General features: G+C 56.1%; 16 protein-coding genes. 8 read left to right on the top strand and 8 right to left on the bottom strand.

Going from position 1 to position 16,843, the window contains the following annotated elements:
• Positions 1-6 precede the first annotated feature (6 nt).
• From Q1W15_RS16770 to Q1W15_RS16750, 5 genes are all read left to right on the top strand, one after another.
• Entirely contained in the window at positions 7-243 is a 237-nt protein-coding gene (locus Q1W15_RS16770; RefSeq protein ID WP_300730325.1) for a hypothetical protein, read from the top strand.
• The gene (locus Q1W15_RS16765; protein ID WP_300730323.1) at positions 243-1,685 is read left to right on the top strand and encodes a hypothetical protein; all 1,443 of its coding nucleotides are present in this window, start codon (positions 243-245) and stop codon (positions 1,683-1,685) included. The genes Q1W15_RS16770 and Q1W15_RS16765 overlap by 1 nt, the downstream gene beginning before the upstream one ends.
• 79 nt (positions 1,686-1,764) lie before the next feature.
• Positions 1,765-2,088 (top strand): hypothetical protein, encoded by a 324-nt coding sequence (locus Q1W15_RS16760; protein WP_300730321.1) that lies wholly within the window; start codon positions 1,765-1,767, stop codon positions 2,086-2,088.
• 26 nt (positions 2,089-2,114) lie between these two features.
• The gene (locus Q1W15_RS16755) at positions 2,115-2,780 is read left to right on the top strand and encodes a PoNe immunity protein domain-containing protein (protein ID WP_300730319.1); all 666 of its coding nucleotides are present in this window, start codon (positions 2,115-2,117) and stop codon (positions 2,778-2,780) included.
• A gap of 36 nt (positions 2,781-2,816) precedes the next feature.
• The gene (locus tag Q1W15_RS16750) at positions 2,817-3,116 is read left to right on the top strand and encodes a hypothetical protein (protein ID WP_300730318.1); all 300 of its coding nucleotides are present in this window, start codon (positions 2,817-2,819) and stop codon (positions 3,114-3,116) included.
• A 308-nt stretch (positions 3,117-3,424) separates the two neighbouring features.
• Here the strand turns inward: Q1W15_RS16750 and Q1W15_RS16745 are convergent, their stop codons facing one another.
• The 6 genes from Q1W15_RS16745 to Q1W15_RS16720 are packed head-to-tail and all read right to left on the bottom strand — an operon-like array spanning position 3,425 to position 10,902.
• Positions 3,425-4,177, bottom strand: coding sequence for an OmpA family protein (locus Q1W15_RS16745; RefSeq protein WP_300730316.1), 753 nt, complete (start codon positions 4,175-4,177; stop codon positions 3,425-3,427).
• Position 4,178: 1 nt separating this feature from the next.
• Entirely contained in the window at positions 4,179-5,165 is a 987-nt protein-coding gene (gene tagF, locus Q1W15_RS16740) for a type VI secretion system-associated protein TagF (RefSeq protein ID WP_300730314.1), read from the bottom strand.
• Positions 5,162-8,818, bottom strand: coding sequence for a type VI secretion system membrane subunit TssM (gene tssM, locus Q1W15_RS16735; RefSeq protein ID WP_300730312.1), 3,657 nt, complete (start codon positions 8,816-8,818; stop codon positions 5,162-5,164). Before tssM ends, tagF begins: the two co-directional genes overlap by 4 nt.
• 37 nt (positions 8,819-8,855) lie before the next feature.
• The gene (locus tag Q1W15_RS16730; protein ID WP_300730311.1) at positions 8,856-10,187 is read right to left on the bottom strand and encodes a hypothetical protein; all 1,332 of its coding nucleotides are present in this window, start codon (positions 10,185-10,187) and stop codon (positions 8,856-8,858) included.
• Positions 10,188-10,214: 27 nt separating this feature from the next.
• Positions 10,215-10,475: a PAAR domain-containing protein gene (locus Q1W15_RS16725; RefSeq protein WP_300730309.1), complete on the bottom strand. Its 261-nt coding sequence runs from the start codon at positions 10,473-10,475 to the stop codon at positions 10,215-10,217.
• A 46-nt stretch (positions 10,476-10,521) separates the two neighbouring features.
• Positions 10,522-10,902, bottom strand: coding sequence for a M15 family metallopeptidase (locus Q1W15_RS16720; RefSeq protein WP_300730307.1), 381 nt, complete (start codon positions 10,900-10,902; stop codon positions 10,522-10,524).
• Positions 10,903-11,594: 692 nt separating this feature from the next.
• Between Q1W15_RS16720 and Q1W15_RS16715 the strand changes: the two genes are divergently transcribed.
• A complete protein-coding gene (locus Q1W15_RS16715; RefSeq protein WP_300730305.1) occupies positions 11,595-12,269 on the top strand; it encodes a hypothetical protein in 675 nt (224 codons plus the stop codon).
• 20 nt (positions 12,270-12,289) lie between these two features.
• Here Q1W15_RS16715 and tssA read toward each other — a convergent pair whose 3' ends face one another.
• The gene (gene tssA, locus Q1W15_RS16710; RefSeq protein ID WP_300730304.1) at positions 12,290-13,381 is read right to left on the bottom strand and encodes a type VI secretion system protein TssA; all 1,092 of its coding nucleotides are present in this window, start codon (positions 13,379-13,381) and stop codon (positions 12,290-12,292) included.
• A 436-nt stretch (positions 13,382-13,817) separates the two neighbouring features.
• Here tssA and Q1W15_RS16705 point away from each other — a divergent pair, with 436 nt between their 5' ends.
• Both Q1W15_RS16705 and Q1W15_RS16700 read left to right on the top strand, forming a co-directional pair.
• A complete protein-coding gene (locus tag Q1W15_RS16705; protein ID WP_300730302.1) occupies positions 13,818-14,159 on the top strand; it encodes a hypothetical protein in 342 nt (113 codons plus the stop codon).
• 133 nt (positions 14,160-14,292) lie between these two features.
• Complete coding sequence (locus tag Q1W15_RS16700) at positions 14,293-16,308, top strand: conjugal transfer protein TraG N-terminal domain-containing protein (RefSeq protein WP_300730301.1); 2,016 nt, start codon at positions 14,293-14,295, stop codon at positions 16,306-16,308.
• A gap of 35 nt (positions 16,309-16,343) precedes the next feature.
• Here Q1W15_RS16700 and Q1W15_RS16695 read toward each other — a convergent pair whose 3' ends face one another.
• On the bottom strand, positions 16,344-16,664 hold the full coding sequence (locus Q1W15_RS16695; protein WP_300730299.1) for a hypothetical protein: 321 nt from the start codon (positions 16,662-16,664) through the stop codon (positions 16,344-16,346).
• Positions 16,665-16,843: the final 179 nt, after the last annotated feature.

Below are 16,843 nucleotides of genomic sequence, written 5' to 3'. Positions count from 1 at the left end.
CAAAGCATGAAGCAATTACCTAAGGACGATGCGAAATTCGCCAATGAACAGCCCTATTCACTTCAACTCGAAAAAGCCCTCCAACGAGCACCTGCTCCTGCGCCACTACCTGATGTTTTCGGCGCTCGCGCTACTGTTATTGGTAATTTTGGCAAAGGTCCTGGTGAATTGCCTGCCACCCGCCTCCCCCCCGTTGTTCTGCAAATGGCCTTGGCTACAAGCCGCCGTCAGCGACTGATGTGATGCTGATGAATTTATACAAGTTCGACGCCCTCTTGGGCACCCAACTTGACGCGCAGATCGCCAAACTGATCAAGGTTACCCAGGGCGCAGTCAACAAGCGCCGCCGTAGGCTGGGCATAGCCTCGTACAACAGCAAAACCCCGAGCCGTATTGCCAGATATGATTTTTTGTTGGGCGTATTAACCGACCAGATCATTGCCCAGTTCGCGGGAACCCCCGGTGTCCCGGTGCTGGGCCAAATCGTGGATGCACGTGATATCGTCAAAGGCCTGGTCGAAGTATCGAATGAGCCCGACGGAGCCGCTGGTTGGTTTAATCTCATTACCGCTTTAATCGGCGTAATCCCCGGCGGTGGTGATGCCGCCAAACGCTCGTTGCGCGCAGTCAAAAGTGGCACGGCAAACGTCGATGATTTGCTGGCCATGATCCGCCGTTTCTACTCCGGCGATCCAGAAAAACTGCTTCGACAGGTAATGGACCTGGGGCCGTTGCGCAAAAAGCTCGACGAAATCCTCAATAACCCGCGCCTAATCAATCAGCTCTCCCCGCAAATGCGTGCCCAAGTCAACCGCATCCGCAACAGCCTGGATAAGCAGTTTGCAAGGTTCAAAAAAGAAGTGGATGGCTGGCTCGGGCAAGGCCGAAAAACCAGTGCCGAAGCACCGGTCAGAAGCACGCTCTCCACCCGAACCCCTGACAGTAAACCCAACAGCCCGAACGGTGAGGGCCGCAATGCTCGGCGGGACGCCAGCAACGACGTACATTCAAATCAACCCAATGCTCATACCCAGCGAACGGCCCGCTTCAAGACGCTCAGCAACAAATTGCTCGGGGTGCTAGGTGAACATATGGCCGACTACCATTGCCAGCACGTCAAGGGCTGGGGCAAAGGCCAGGCGTCTCACGATGTAGGCGCGAAAAACCTGGCCAAGCTGAATGATCAGCATCGTATGGTGCAACTGTGGCCCTGCATTCCCAGGGGACGGGGGATTGACGCGGTGTGGAAGTCCAATGGCCGTAAGCCGTACGCCATCATTGAAGCCAAGGCCAGTTTCGATCCCACCAAATCATTGAGGGCGTTGCTCGGTGAGGCGGGGGATAAAACTGGAAGTGATGCGAGTACAGGTGGACCTGTATCAGGTAAAGGCGGTGGGCATTCCCGTGGTAAAGGCCACTCAACACCTACGTCTCCACGGCAGCGGAACGGTAACGTTACTCAAATGAGTCATGAGTGGATAAAAAATCGTCTTTCTAAAGCAATTGGCCCCGGATCAACAGATTTCCCGCGCTTAATAAAGGCAGGAATAAATGGATATTCCCGGCATGTATTTCTATTCTCCATTCCTCACGCAATGGCGCACGCCGAAGCACTTATCCTGCACAGTTCGAGTTCAAAAATTAATTCATCAACTCATTCCGCACACGAAATAACAAGAGAATAGACCGACAACCAAATTGAACAGGTTGTTAACAATCGCGCTGGAACCCCCCCTAAAGCCAGAAGCAAAGCAGGTTAAGTTCATGAGCTTTCACTTGACTAGAAGACAACAATTTTTATCAGAAAAATATTACAAATTAGCCACCAAGGTTCACAACCAAATAATTGACGATGACGACGGACTTGAGGCAAGTCTGGCTTCTTCAAAAACTGAACCAAAGGAAAGGATTTTCTTTGCGCAAGGCATCGCCACTGACAAATTCAATCTATTGATGCTGGACTACACTGCTGGCGTGAGTGCAGATATCTTACAAAAAAAATCGGAGGAATTATTGCCAATTACGAGCGTTATGCAAACTTCCTTTGGAAATATCATGAGGACTACAACCAACCTGCATTTGATTTAGCAATTACTGATGACTACGCGACCCTAATGCAAATCATCGGCCTCTGTTTTCTATTACACAGAAAGGATCTGCTACCAAGAATCGCCGCTCTGCTAGATGGTGTCAGTAAAGAAAGTGGCGGCATGGATACGCTTTTCGAAGAGTTCATGTGTTATGGAGTGGGGCCTGAGGAACGCTATCAAAGCGACTACCTGTGTTGCAGCAAACCATACCGGGCGTTATTCTATGCTTTGACAGAGCTATCCGACGAAGCAAGGCTCCAAGAGCTAAATACTTACCTCAAGCATTGGTATAAAGACCTCGCGGGTTGTGCGTGGCACGACAGCCATAAAGCAGAGGGTGGATACTTTGGTTACTGGAGCTTTGAAGCGGGAGCTGCCGTTGTTCTTCTAGGCATAGAGGATGACAGCAGCCTTCACAAATACCTCTATTACCCCAAGGACTTGGTTGCTTGGTACCGAGCCAACAAAACCAAACATCTAACTGATACAAAAGCCCTACGCGATCCTGCAACTAATGCCGGAATTGCGGCAGGACAGTCCTGCCCGAAATCTGGCTGGTGGTTCACCCCGGCCCGACTCAATTCTCGTCGCTATTTTCAGAAGGGCACTCGCTTCCCCGCAATAGAGGCTAGCGACTACGGCACAACGTTATGGCAATGGAGTACGGATCAATCAACACCGGTGTTGTAAGTCGCAAAGCAACTCAATTAAATCACGAGAGCAGGAATGAACGCACCTTTGTTTGCAAATGGCCTGACTGTAAAAAATGGCCAATATCTGAGCACGACGGTGGAAACCCATAAAGAAAAAACTGAACTTTACACCGTCGGCATTCCATTAAAACCTACCCCCAATGCAGCGATTGCAAAATTGGCAATCATCACTCAGAGGGCCATCAATAAGCATCTACATCAGTGTGATATCGCCTCATACATCAGCAAGGCTGATCATTGGAGCTGTAAAATTAAACCTCAACTCTTGGACTCACTCTCTACGCCGAAGCCAACAACACCAACCCGACAATAACATCACAAAAACCATCAACAGCCCACACAGAACTAACTCAACGATGAAAAAGTATCTGAAAATAAAGCTCGCCCTACTCGTGTTTATTTGCTTATGGCTCCTTGCAGACGTATTTCTAAACACTTCCCCAACACTTTCAGCTCTATACGCTTTGTCTGCTCTATTTATTAAGGAGTAACCTCAAGCCATTACCGCAAAATACCGAGAAGCCACAAAGTTTCAGGCTTCTCATTACGCATGGCCCTGTAAAAAACCGAATCAGCCAACACCCAAAATCTGGGCCCACGGGTCTCAATTTCGCTCACTATTCAGTTCATTATTTTGAAGTCAATTCGACGATTTTTACCCCGCCCTTCAGCCGTACTGTTGTCGGCGATCGGCGCATCCGGCCCACTTCCCGTGACCGACATGCTGCTGGATTCGATTCGCTTGCCGATCAAGTACTGACGCACCGCAGCGGCCCGCGCCAAGCTGAGTTCGATATTGCTCTCGCGCAACCCAACGTTGTCGGTGTGGCCTATAATCGCGATCCGGGGGTTATTCAATTCACGGATGACTTGCGCCATCTCATCCAGCACGACTCGGCCCTTGGCTGTGAGGATCGTGCTCCCGCTTTCAAATTCAATGGTGCGCTGGCCCAGTGTTTCATCCAGCGCTTGCTGGCCCGAGCTGACCTGCAGGGTATTATGCACCTGGTAAGTCTGGTTGAAGGAACTGGCCAGGGCACTGGTAACCTCTTGGCGCAACGCTTCGTTTTTCACATTGCCGCTGACTCGAATCTGATTGCCTTCCACCTGAACCTGCCCAGCGGAAATATGCCGCAAATTCGGGCCCAGCATTTTTAATACATATTGGTCCCAGTTGGCGGGGGCGACGACATTTCCTACCTCCATCTGATCCGTAATGCTCTCGGCACCGTACAGTTCATGCAAACGGGAGAGCACCTGCGCCCTTGTCGCCTCGGAGGGCACGGTGCCACTGACGACTATCTTGTCCTGAGCAGCCAGAGCGATGTCGGCCAAACATACCCATGAGAGCAACAAACCTATGGCAATACGCATGTCATAACCCCAAAAATGTTTCGCGGAAGGTGGCTCTGGCGGTGTTGAGTGACAGCCCAGGCTGGCTGGTGTAGATGGACAATTTCTTTAGCGCATAACTGGTGCTGACTTCCTGCTCGACCCATTCGGGGTCTGCCAGCCAGATGGTGTCTTGTTCTTCAATGCGCGGATCGATAACGCCGTAGAGTCCACGGGCAGAGGTGCCGCCAAACCCCAACGTCATCGCCGGCAGATGATCAATGCGTTGTAACAGCATCAATTCGAAATCGGCTCGGCCTAAAAAATCGGCGATCAAATCGAGCCAGAAGGCTGAAACCAAATGCCGGTAGAGCGGATCGGTTGGGAGTGGTAAGCGCAAGCCCTTACCCATTTTCGGCGCACCGCTACTCATGACGGGACGCAACAGTAAACCGAGCGCCAGCAAGATGCGCCGGACATCCACCTGATGCCCCGCCGCATTGAGCAACTGCTGTAGCGAACCCAACGTCTGCGCTTCAATAAAGTCGGCAAAGGTGTTGTGCAGAATATCGGGGCTGACGGTGAGATTGGCTTTGTACTCGCTCAGTTCCGTCAAGTAGCGGGTCGGCTCGGCAGACTGCTTCGCCAACGGCAGCTCACGGCCCAGGCGCGACCATAGTTGGGTGAACGCTAATGGGCTGCGCGCAAGAAACTCCAACGGTTTTTTTACTTCGAGCGTCACGCCGGCCATAAAGGGGAATCGTCGGCCGCTGGCGTCGACACTGGGCAGCAGGTGTCCAGCAATCACTGAGTGATGGCGCGACCCCATAAAGGCGAAGTGAACGCCTGGTGCGCTGTCGTATAAGGTTTTCCAGGCGATGTCCTCAGCCAGAAGCTCCAGCCCCTCGGTTGCCCAGCGATCGAGAATGGCAATTAAGGGCCGGTGATAATCGACAGGCCGGACAAAATCAGACTGCGCAGGTAACTTACCAAAATAGCTGATCGGCAAGGTCAACACGTTCGGGCTCATGGCCGCTTCTCCAAGGCCACATCCTGGCCAACCACTGTGAGTGGCAGTTGAGTGCCGTCCAAACCCTTACGTTGGCTACCATCGGCATTCGCACGAGGGTTACTGATGATTTTCATGGTGACAGGCACCACCCAATCGTCCTGGTGCCACTGCAGTTCGTATGAGCCATCCGCGTTTTGTCGACTCTGAGCACTTTGAATCAGTTGGCCCAACGCGTTTTGACCGACGAAACTCTGCAAGTCGATCGTCCGTCCGTCGTAGGTCACCAGGCTGATTTTGACGGTCTGGTTCGGCTTGCTGCTGTCCCAGACAAAGTTGTTCCACTGTGCGGGGGTGTTGCGGTAACGCAGCTGTTGGTCCCCTACCAGCACGCTGTACTCACTGAACCCCGCCGCAGAACCTGGCAGAATCTGGAACGTCACCAACGCGCCACCTTCCGCCGTTTGCCCCAGTGGGGCGACCCATTGCGCAAAATGGGTCATCAAGGAGGGCGACAGGCTGAGCCCGACATCAGCCCACTGCTTGCTGACCAGGCTGTTGCCGCGCCGGATGACCAGCGGGCCGAGACTGTCGTTCACGAACTGGGCAATGGCCCCCTGCGGACCAAACACCTGGGCAATCTCGGCAGTACCCGCTTCGATTTGCCCAGCAGGCGCGAAAGGATACTTACCCGCCAAGGATTGCAGGAATGGCTCATGCACTTGGGCCTTCCAGACCTTGTTGATCTCGTTGTGGGTCGGTGGAATCAGTGCACCAAATGTTTGAATCATCGGCCATAACAACAGCGGTCGTAATGTACGGCGCTGACCGTCGTCCATGCTGGAGAGCAATTGTTCATCCACCAACCTGAGCCCCGCGGACAACTCGGACGTGCCACTGGCGTCGAGGGTCTGCACCATCAACTGGCGAGCACCCGGTCCAGGGTCGCCCTGGGTCTGGATGGCATTCAAGCGCGTGCGAATAGCGGACAGATTTTCCAGGTAGCTTTGCAGCAGCGAGGGCGCACTGTCGCGAGCCACCATAAGACGGGCGATCCCTGAAAACTCAAGGCCTACGGGACCGACCGGAATGTCCCCAACACTGCCGCGCACCAGTGCCTGGCCCTCGGCAGGCGCACTGGAGAACCAGCTCAACAAACCTCCTTTTGCCGTTTGGATCCCCTCATTGATCAACGAGGGATTGTCCCAGGACGTCTGCTGGTAAATCGCCTCTATCAGCTTACGCATCGGCGAATTTTGCGGGTCGCCCAGTTGGTTCATTGCGGCACTGGCGTCACTAAAATTGGAAAAGCTGGCCACGGTGATGCCTTGCACAAACCTCTTCCACTCTGTGATGTATTCCTGGGTGTACAAGTGCTCTAATTCTTTTTGGATATGTTCCGGGCTACCCGACAGCGTCAGGTCATCCGCACGTGCGTTCTGCAGTACCCAGTCAGTGGTGTTCAGTTCCTTATTGGACGCATCACGAATGGCTTGTTTGACATACCCTTCCCACGCTTCTCGAGAGAAGGTGCCCGAAATGGCATAACTCCCGGCAAAAATCTTGTCGCCCTCCCCCAGCAATCCCGCTACCGTCACGCTGGGGTAGCGCGTAGCAGCCCTGGCTTTGAGCTCCGCATACACCCGCTCACGTGCCGGCAACCCTTGCATCACTGCGCTGAGAATACGACGAGAGTCATCGACCAATGTGACCTTGGTCTCCAGTACTGGCCAATCCGTTGCGCTCGATTGGCGGATATAGAAACTCATCAAGCGTTCGGCGCGGCGCGCCATGTCCTCCCGCTCCATACTGCCGCGATTGTCCTCCAGCCATAGGCGCCAGAAGCGGGTTAGCTGGTCGCTCAGGTGGACAGGTTCTACCCGTTCGGCAGTCCCCAGCATCAAATAGGCTTTCAGGGCGTTATAAGCATCCTGGACATTGTTTGGCGACGGCGGCTGGTAGACGCCGACCGCCACTGTGCTGGCCGAGGTCGACGATTTCGCGGGCTTGAGCGCAGCTGATTTCACGCCGACCTCCCGCAGGTACGACTCCAGTTGTTCTGCTACCGGTGTCAGCATCACCTGGCGCATCCCTTGAAAATACTCATGCCGAAGCTTGGCTTCGAGTGCCGTGCCTTGATAGAGACCCAGCCCCAGCATCAACGGGTGATCGTCACGGTACTTTTGTAACTGGCCCAGGCGGTCTTGAATTACCTGCAGTGCTTCAAGCCGCGACTGCAAGTCAATCCTATCCTTCTGGATATCCTGGGCTTGACGCAAATCGGCCTGCACGTTGCTGACCAACTGTTGATTGTTGGTGTAACTCCACGCCCAGCCCGCCAGGCTGGTGCCGAGCAATAACGCAGTGCCAACGAACGCCACAGAGCGTTTGCGCGTGCGTGAACGACTGGAATATTGGCGCACCAGTTGCCTATCCGCGAACACCACTTTGCGAAACAGATCCAGTAGGAAGTAGCTATGGCGGGACAGCTGTTGCTCTACGGCCTCTGCCCCCTCTGCGTCGGCATGGCCTATCGCTTTCAGCCCAAAGCGTCGGGTAATTTCATTGGACAGGCCGCAAACACTGGCCACTTCCTGCACAGCACTGGTGAAATAAAAACCCCGAAATACCGGTTTGTATTGATAAGGATTGTCCTCGAACAACGCCATCAAGAAGGTACTTAAGCAGGCCTTGATGCCCTTGAACTCCAGCGGCAAGGTCAATAACCCCGGTGCCTGAACACCTCCCCGGTTAAGCGCCATCTGCGCCAGACTCATGTCCTTCAGGCCGTCACACAACTCATCGAAGTGCTGGTCGAACAGGCTGACGACATCGGGTCCTGATTGGGCGTTGAAGGCAAAGGTCGCTCCCCATACTTTTTCTCGCTCTTGAGGTTCCAGCGCCTGAAAGAAATCATGGAAGCCGTTTATCAAGTCGACCTTGGTGAAGACCACGTACACCGGCGCGATCACCTCAAGGCGCTCGGTCAATTCCTGAACCCGTTGCCGCAGCTTCTTGGCCAAATCGATGGCGAACTCTGGCGAGTGCCCGGTCAGCTCGGCCACGCTGGCGGCGATCACAATCCCGTTGATCGGGGCGCGCGGGCGGTGCTTGCGCAACAGGCCGAGGAAAGACAACCACTCGCCTCGATCCGCCTCCTGCACGGCATAACGCCCAGCGGTATCCAACAAGATCCCTTCCGTGGTGAAGTACCAATCGCAATTGCGCGTACCGCCGATCCCTTGCAGCGCAGCCCCCTTATGATCATTAAAGGGAAAGGTCAACCCCGAGTTAAGGACCGCCGAGCTTTTGCCGGCGGCAGGGTTACCGATCACCATCAGCCACGGCAATTCGTAGAGTGCCTCAGACCCTCGGCGACGCCCAAGCCGCGAATACTTGATCGCTTGAAGTGCTTCTTCCAGCCGTTGCTGTAACTCTGGCGTGTCACCCTCTGCGCCAGCCACCATCTGATGCAGTGCCGCCGCCGATTTCTTGGCCACCACGCGTCGCCACAGCCAAGCGGCCGCCAAGGCAATCAGCGCCACCACCAACAGCACAAGGAGTACTTTTTTCAACGCAGCAGCATTAAGAAAGAGCAAGCCCGCGACAATCAATAGCCCAATAACGGCCAGCACACGAGAGTTGGAAAAAAATGCGGAGAGACGGCTAGTCATGGATAAACAATTCCCGGGGCTAACGTGGTGCGCAAATTCATGCGAAGTCCTGAAGGGGTTTTTGAGCCGGTGGCGGCGATGGCTGGATGTGGCATACCGCTCGCCAAAGGGGGTCATACATCGAGACCAACAAGCAGTCCTGCTGCGTCTCAAGGCTGTTTGACGCCGCTAACGCCAATGAAACCAGCGATGTCACGGGGCCCATCTCCCCACAACACATCGGCAAACTCAGGCACTCACTGATGGGGTCCAAGTCGGGAAGCGTTGCGTGCACAGCGGCCAAGAGTTCGGTTTGCCGAGAGGTGTGCGGGGCCGCATCGATGAACACCGCGCCGATCCGGGTAGGGCCCGCGCTGTACGGTTGGAGCAATTGTTGAAGCGCCGGGGATCGTGCCTGCCCGGGCAGATCCACCGATTGCGTACGTTGTTCGCTATCAAATGGATGAACAATGACCGCTTGTGGCGTTGAGGCTGCGGGGAGCAGCCCCTGGGCGATCAGCAACGCACACGCCCCCTCTCCAGAGGCTTCCGGTAACGGGCCCGCGTATGTTTGATCCTGAATGAACGAATCAGCTGCGACTACGACCTGCTGCGCATTGTCAGCTTCCAGCGTCTCGGCCCGGCGCAACTGTTCAAGAAAGCTCAGCACTTGGCGAGTGTCGGCCGCACTGCTTACCAACACAGCGCACTCAAGGCCACTCTCGGAAAAGGGCGCAAGGGCCGATACCAGCCATTGCCGTGCCGCTGCCTGGGTGTCAGTCGACCAGCGAGCGGGGACAATAAAGTGCACCGGCAACGGGGCTTGAGGCTCAAGGGTATCGAGAAACTCACGTTCCACATGACGCATCAGCAAAGGTTCCAGGACCTCCAGCGCCAGCAGCAGTGCGCGCCGGACATCAATGGGCAGTGGATGCGCTTGCCCTGATTCAATGAAGTCTTCAGTGCTCAAGGTATCGACCCAAGCGATACGCCGTGGAAAGCCGTTTGCATCTTTCAGTGTGGGATGAAGGGCTGGTCGCTCTCGCGCTTTGAGTGCCTCAAAAACCGTTGCAGGCTCGTCGCCCACGGGCAACTGTATGCTCCAATCTCGTATCTGCAGCGGCAGAGCGGGTTTGGTATTCGATGACGGCCCGGTGCCAGCCAATGCCTCAGTAACACCTGATCGGCGGCGCTTCAACCACTCAACGCTCTGATAAAGGCCCCAATACCCCAGGCACAGCGCCGTCGGTATCATCAGGAAATGGGTAACAATTTCTTGCGCCGTCGGCAGACGGTAATGGTCGCGCCACGACCACAAGGCGACGCCCCAACTCCCCGCAAAGATCACCACCACTAACAGTGTTTGGTAGCCAAGGATTCGTTTAAACATCAGATTCCATTCCTGCTAGCCCTACATTTACGGCCTGTATGTTGTGGATTGGCCTGCGATTAACACGGCACCACACGAAGTGACATCACCGTCTCGAGCTGACGCTTTACCGTCCACCTCATAGTCAGCATCCCCCGTCGCAATCACCGTGGGCCCATGGACGAGGCAAGCCACCAGATCGCCGACGCGGGCAATGCCCTTGTCGTTGATCGTCGAATGGTCACTAGCCTCCATCACCATCCCGCCGTGACTGGTCATATCCCCTTTTACAATCAAAGGTCGCGTCATCTTCGTTCTCCAAGTGTGCCTTTGCAGTCGTGCATCTGCTCAGGGGTTAAGGCGTAGATCGGGCCAATGACGGCACGCGGCCAGCACTGCGCAGTTCCACATGCCCAAAATCCATCAACTTCCAACGGCCGCCCCAAGTCAAACCCAACTCTTCAGCCACCTGCCCGTACAACTCGTAACCGCGCATGGCCCAGGGGTCTTTCTCGGTAATCACCAACTTACCCTCGCGCAAAAATGCGCTGTCCGCCGCCAGGCCGTATTGGTGGTAGCTCTGCCAAGCCTTGGCATTGGTCGTACCGGGCAAGAGGCCAAGATCGTTTTGACGCTCTGGACTGCGATAGCCCTCAAGCAACACCATTTCGTAGCCGTGACGCTCCAGCATCACCTTGTAGACCACCAGCAAACGCTGTACGAAATCGGTGCCCATCTTGTCCCAGGACCGGTCAGCCGCACCGGTGCGAGGTCGAATTCGCTCCACCTCTCGTGAAGTGAACACCTCCGGCGGCAGCGCGCGGGGCGGTACTAACCGTTCCCCCCGCAACAGCTCTGCAATCAAACTGGGTGCCACTCCACGATGAACATCACGACCGTACCCTTCGAGCTCCACCGTTCCCCGTAAGCTGAATACCAATACTGGCGGCATCAGCAACAGGAGCAGCATCAGCCATAAGAGGCGCTGATAATGAGCCAGCGGCGATAACCAACGCCGACAACCAACGCCAAGACGAACAACGCTACTGTTCGAGACAGCAACAGAACTTCCAAACCATACAAGGAGAAACTTCCTACACAACTTAAAGAAGCCAGCCATTGACTTCCGATAAACCGATACGCGCTCAGGGAATAACAACCACCACAAATAAAAAAACGCACTTGCAGCCAAGCAAGAAACCACGATTAATAGCATGAAGTATACAACCCACCTCAAAAAAATTACGAACTCCAGCGCCAAAGGGTGAACATCCCCTAAAGCACTAGCAAAATGACAGCATTGAAAATTAAATATAGGTACGCCTAAATTCTTGGTAATAGTTTGCGTCCATCCAACTTTTCACCCCGCACATTCAGCGCATGCCATTTCACTGGCGAAATCACCGCCAAACATCGGAAGAAGATGCTGTGACATCAAGTAACGCACATTCAAAGGCACCGAGCTTGTTGGCGGACACTCAAGACAGCAACCCACTCGACATTCGCTCAATCAACCCTGCCGATCAGCCCAGCAGCCACTCCGCCAAGACACTGTTCATCTGGCTGAGCATCATCTTGCTCACATTGGCAACGGGGTCTGCATGGGTGCTGGATTCACCCCCCCAGACCACTGAAAGTACCGCACAGACTCCTGCCGCCAGGAATGCGATCGTCCCGCCAGCAACCACTGGCATCTCGCCGCCGACGGCCGGGCAGCCGCCTATGCAACCGATCAGTGAGCCCGCTCAAATCTTCAGCGAGGCTCCTGAACAGCACGCGAACCTCAATGACACTCTCGCCACCAGCGTCCCAACACCCGAAAAGCTCGAAAAAGCAGTGCCTACACAGCCCGTCCAGAGAACCACGGCTACGTCTCCCACGAGCAAAACCATCGCTGCGCCTCGAGCCAGCGATATCGACGTACTGGTCGCGCTGATGCACTACATCGAAAGCCCGGACACCGCCCTGCCAACCCCTACGCGCAAAACCCTGCAAGACCGGATCAATGCATGCCCTGCCGCCAATACCGAAGCAGGCATTCACTGCCGCGAACGCATTTGCGCCGACCTTCCTGGCTCAGCAAGCTTATGCACCTCACCTTAAACATCCAGAAAACCGAAGGATCAGCCGCCACTTCCGGCGACTTTAACCACCCCTAGCACCTGCTCCAGGCGAACCAATGCAGCATCATCCTTCAGCACAATCTTAAGCCACTCATGCAACGGCATTTCACCCCACTGCGCGGCCTGATCCGCCATATAAGCCACCGGGCTGTGGGGTTCCGCCTGCCGGAAGTAGTGCGCTACTTCACGCAGCCGACTGAGTGCCTCCTCACGCGAAGCGATACCAGCCTGGGCACTGATCACAGACGGTACGGCTCTGGGCGACAGCAACTGACTTGCGGGTGGCTGCTCTGACGCTGAAACCGCAGATGCCTCCCCGCTACGCACATCGACACCCGCCTCCTTGGCAAACCGCTGAATACTGCTGCCGGCTGCGTCCAACGCCTCACGAATGGACGCAAACCTGGGTGCCTGATCACCCAATCGAGCCTCTACCTCGTGTTCCAAGCGCCTCAGCGCAACGCCAGTTTGCTGTATCGCAAGCCATTGGTGCTGATAGAACGCAACCGGCGTAGCAGCCCTGGCACGCTCTATTTGCTCCAGTGTTATATGCTCGCAATCTCCCAGACGCGCAGCGCCAGAACGCTGGTGGGCTACGGCATAGTCAGACAGCGTGTACGAGTGCACACCATCATCCACCACGGGGACCGTCCCCACCCAACGCAAGCTTTGCTTAAGCACCCACGCCAGGCAACCAACCCGCTGCTCGACATCACCCTCTTCGATGACAGGGAACAGGTCGTCCCAGTACCGCTCAACCAAGCTTGCAATCAAATTGTAACCTTGACCCAGCCCCGAGAACCCTTGGGTATACACCCAGCCCTCCGTCAACCACCCCGCAACACGCAGGTCTTTACTGTCCTCTCGCAACAGTTTCGAACATCGTTTAACAACTTCCGGCCAGTTGGCAACTTTAAGATCAGCAACCCACTCACCTTGCTCTAAAGTAGGATCATCAAACTCTCGGAGTTTTTGTATATCATCAAACTCAGATGAGTATGTAAGATCCTTCCCAGAACTCTGTAGGCTGTTTATCGGACATAATAAAATTTCAAGATCAGACACTAAACCCCCTGCCAATGATACAATCATTCTGAAGTCAATTATTACACTACGATACCCGACCAGAAACTACGCGCGATAATAATCACTGTGTTTTTTTCGCCAGACAAGCCCGCACCAAAAACTTTCGTTTAGTCGTAGGAGGAAGCGTATGAAATGGATATCAAAGCCGATGAGCACACCCGCGCCGGTCATTAATAGTGACACACACCTGCACTCGCTGGAATCAACACTAGACTAACTTCACGCGGAACGCTGGTCGGGTACGGAAACGCCGTCCAATTTATACCGCTGGGATGTGTTGGTCTTGACCGGCCACCTCCCGTTGCCGCTCAACGCACTCTTCGGCCAACAGTTCACTCTACTGTGCACCAACACCTTCATGCGATTGCCTCGGCGGGTGACTAAGAGATAAGCACAGTGCGGCTGCGCCATCAAGGGCTGCTGCCATGACCTGTGGGTGGCCGTGGCGCTGCTGCTCTATCACCGACTCTGGGTGGCACCGGCGCTGAGCATCAGCATGATCGACCTTGCCGAGGTCTACCGTGAGCAGGAGGCGGCGTTTACTCGGAAAGTGGCCGAGGCGCGCACGGACCGCGAGCGTGACGCCGCGCTGGAACAGGTCACGGCGTTTGCCCAACGGCTTAGCGTGGCCCTGGACGAGTTGCCGCCTGCACGACCTGACCGGCGAGCTGCAGCGCAAGGTGACGCCACCATGAATCGGCTCCCGATGCGCCCCATCCCGCGGGCGGGCGTCTGCCGCCGCTACGTCGACGTCTGGCGCGACGAACTGCGCCAGCGTTGGTAGCTGTACGGGCCGCTGCTGCTGATCTGGACGCTGGCGTATCTGCGCCTGCTGGTCGACCCGACCCCACACCTGCCGCTGCTGTTCAACTGGACCCCGAGCCTGCCTTATCGGGTGGCCTGGCTGCAGGCCGGACGTGGTCCCTGGCAGCGCGGGCGTGATTGCGCCCCAGATCCAGCAGGCCTACCTGAAGAACCGGATCGCCACCGCTTCAGCGACTGCGGCGAGCATCATCCGCCAGAACGCCGTGCTCAACGCCATCGAGGACAGCGCCAAGATCAGCGGCCAGAAGGCCAACGACCCGGCGGCCATGGTGCTCGCCGTGGGTCGGGCACAAGCCGTGGCCCAGCAGAACGCCGCCTGGCTCAACGCCGGCAAGATCGCCGAGCAGACCCTGCCGATGATGCGCAACATCATCGAAGCGCTGATGTACGCGCTGTTTCCGATCCTGGTGCTGTTGATGCTGCTGACCGGCGGGCGCGAGACTCTGCTGGTGTTCAAGGGTTATATCAGCGTACTGATCTGGATCCAGCTGTGGCCGCCGCTGTATGCGGTGCTCAACTACATGGCCACGATCTACGCGGCCTACGACCTCGCCGCCGCTGCCGACCTGGGCGGTGGCCTGAAAGGGCTGACCCTGCAGACCGCCTCGACGGTGTATTCACGGAGCATTTCCGGGGAGGCCATCGTCGGCTACATGGTGCTGAGCATCCCGTTGATCGCCTGGGCCGCAGTCAAGCGCATGGACCATCTGGGCATGGCGCTGGTCGGCGGGCTGTCCGGCCTGCAGGGCATGCTGACCGGCACCAGCGCCGCCGCTGCTGGCAATACCAGCCTGGGCAATGTCGGCATGGATCAGGTGCATCTGGCCCCGAACCGCAGCTCCGCCTTCATGAGCACCTGGCAGAACGACCTGAGCGGCAACACCTTCTCGGCCAACGCCTTGACCGGCCGCATGGCCGCCAGCCTGCTGCGCAACCAGGGCTTCGCCTCGCGCGTGGTCTCGGCCAAGGTCTCGGAAAACGATGTCAGCGAAGCCAGCCGCCAGGTGGACGCGGCCTACAGCGAGTCAGTGACCGCCAATCGGGAGCGGGCCGCCGTGCTGACCGAGGCCTTCAGCCGCGGGCTGACGACGTTGAAGAGCGGCCGGCACTCAACTGGCACCAGCGGCAGCAGCTTTGAACAGACCGGCCAGAGCCTGAGCCAGCTGGATCAGATCTCACAGAACATCGCGCGTAATACGGGGCTGAGCCAATCTCAAGTTGCGAACATTGCCTTCGGCGCCGCAGCATCAATCGGCATCAAATCCTCCTTCGCAGGGCTGAGTGCCGATGCCAAAGCGGACAAATCCTACCAATCGGGGCTGTCTGCGCAGGAACAAAAAGCGCTCGCCAGCATGAGTCAAGAACAGCTGGACGCGTTCAAAAAGTTCGGTGATCAGGTGTCGCGCGACCAGAGCTACTTCGCCACGGTGAGTGACGACGCAAGCAGTGCCAACGAGATAGGCGCTCGCCTGAGTGCAACCACGTCTTATGCAGAGCAAGCCCATGCCAGTCTGACTGAACGCTCCGCCTATGCCGAGCGTATGTCAGCCGCTTATGAAAAAGGCGAATCCATCGCCATCGACATCGCCCAGGATCCGCACAACAGGGAGATGTTCATGCGTTACGCCGAGCAGTACGGCGGCGACAGCGCATCGGCCCGCGTACTGATGGATGCCGAACTGGCGCGCCAAGGGCTGTCGCCGAATCGGGGAATTTCTGGCGGGACGGCTCTGCCCTACTCCTTCGAGCAAGCCCGCGAGCAACACCAAGCGCAAAGGGGCGTGGGCACACTCAATCCAAGTGTCGATGCCGCGTTTGGCCGCGGGCGCAGCCAAGTGTCCTCAACGCCACAAGATATCCCGGAGGCACCTACGCTACCGGCCTCTCCGGCGCGGCATGACATCAAGGAGCGTGCGGATCAACTAAGGGAAGCGACTCAAGTCGAGCGCGAACAGTTCGATGCGAAGGCTCGGCTCGATCAAAACGAAGATGGCACGTTGGCATCGGAAAAATCATTGATGGGCCAAACGGCGAAGCAAGTGGGGAAAGATGCAAGCAGCACTTTTGATAGCGCCAAAGATGCGGTGAAAGGTGCATTCAAAAAATAGCATCAGAACCCGCAAGTGCGGCTCAACCTGTCTCGTCAGGTCTTCTTGCCGGACACATGCTCATACTCGGTGGGTTTGTTGAACGGAGGGTAACCTTCGTCACGCCAATAGTTGGCGACAAGATCATCAACATCGGTGCCCGCTCCACTTGGCAGACGAGAGAAATCATCTCTTTTCAGCAGAGGAGCATCACGCCGTTGCTTCCCAGCGCTAGACAGCGCCCCACCAATTGCAGCAGCAACCAAGAGAGAACCCCCCATCATCACCAACCGGGTTGGCCAATCGTCATGCAAACCCCACAGGTAACCCGCACAACCACCCAGCAGGATGAAGCTGAAGAAGACAACTTTGCGCATCGCACACCTCCGCACGACAGCCTCCAGGCTACGCCTGCAGGTACCACTCGATCGATGGAAGATACATCTGCCATTGGCGCTTTATACGACGGTCACAACAGGGGTTCCAGCGAACTCATATTGAGTTACAAAATTGGTGACCCCCATAGCAATTTCAGCGTGAGGCAGCTCACCTTTTC

The sequence above is a fragment of the Pseudomonas sp. genome, from assembly GCF_030150285.1.
In the GTDB taxonomy this organism is placed as follows: domain Bacteria; phylum Pseudomonadota; class Gammaproteobacteria; order Pseudomonadales; family Pseudomonadaceae; genus Aquipseudomonas.
This window is presented reverse-complemented; position numbering and strand designations above follow the sequence as displayed.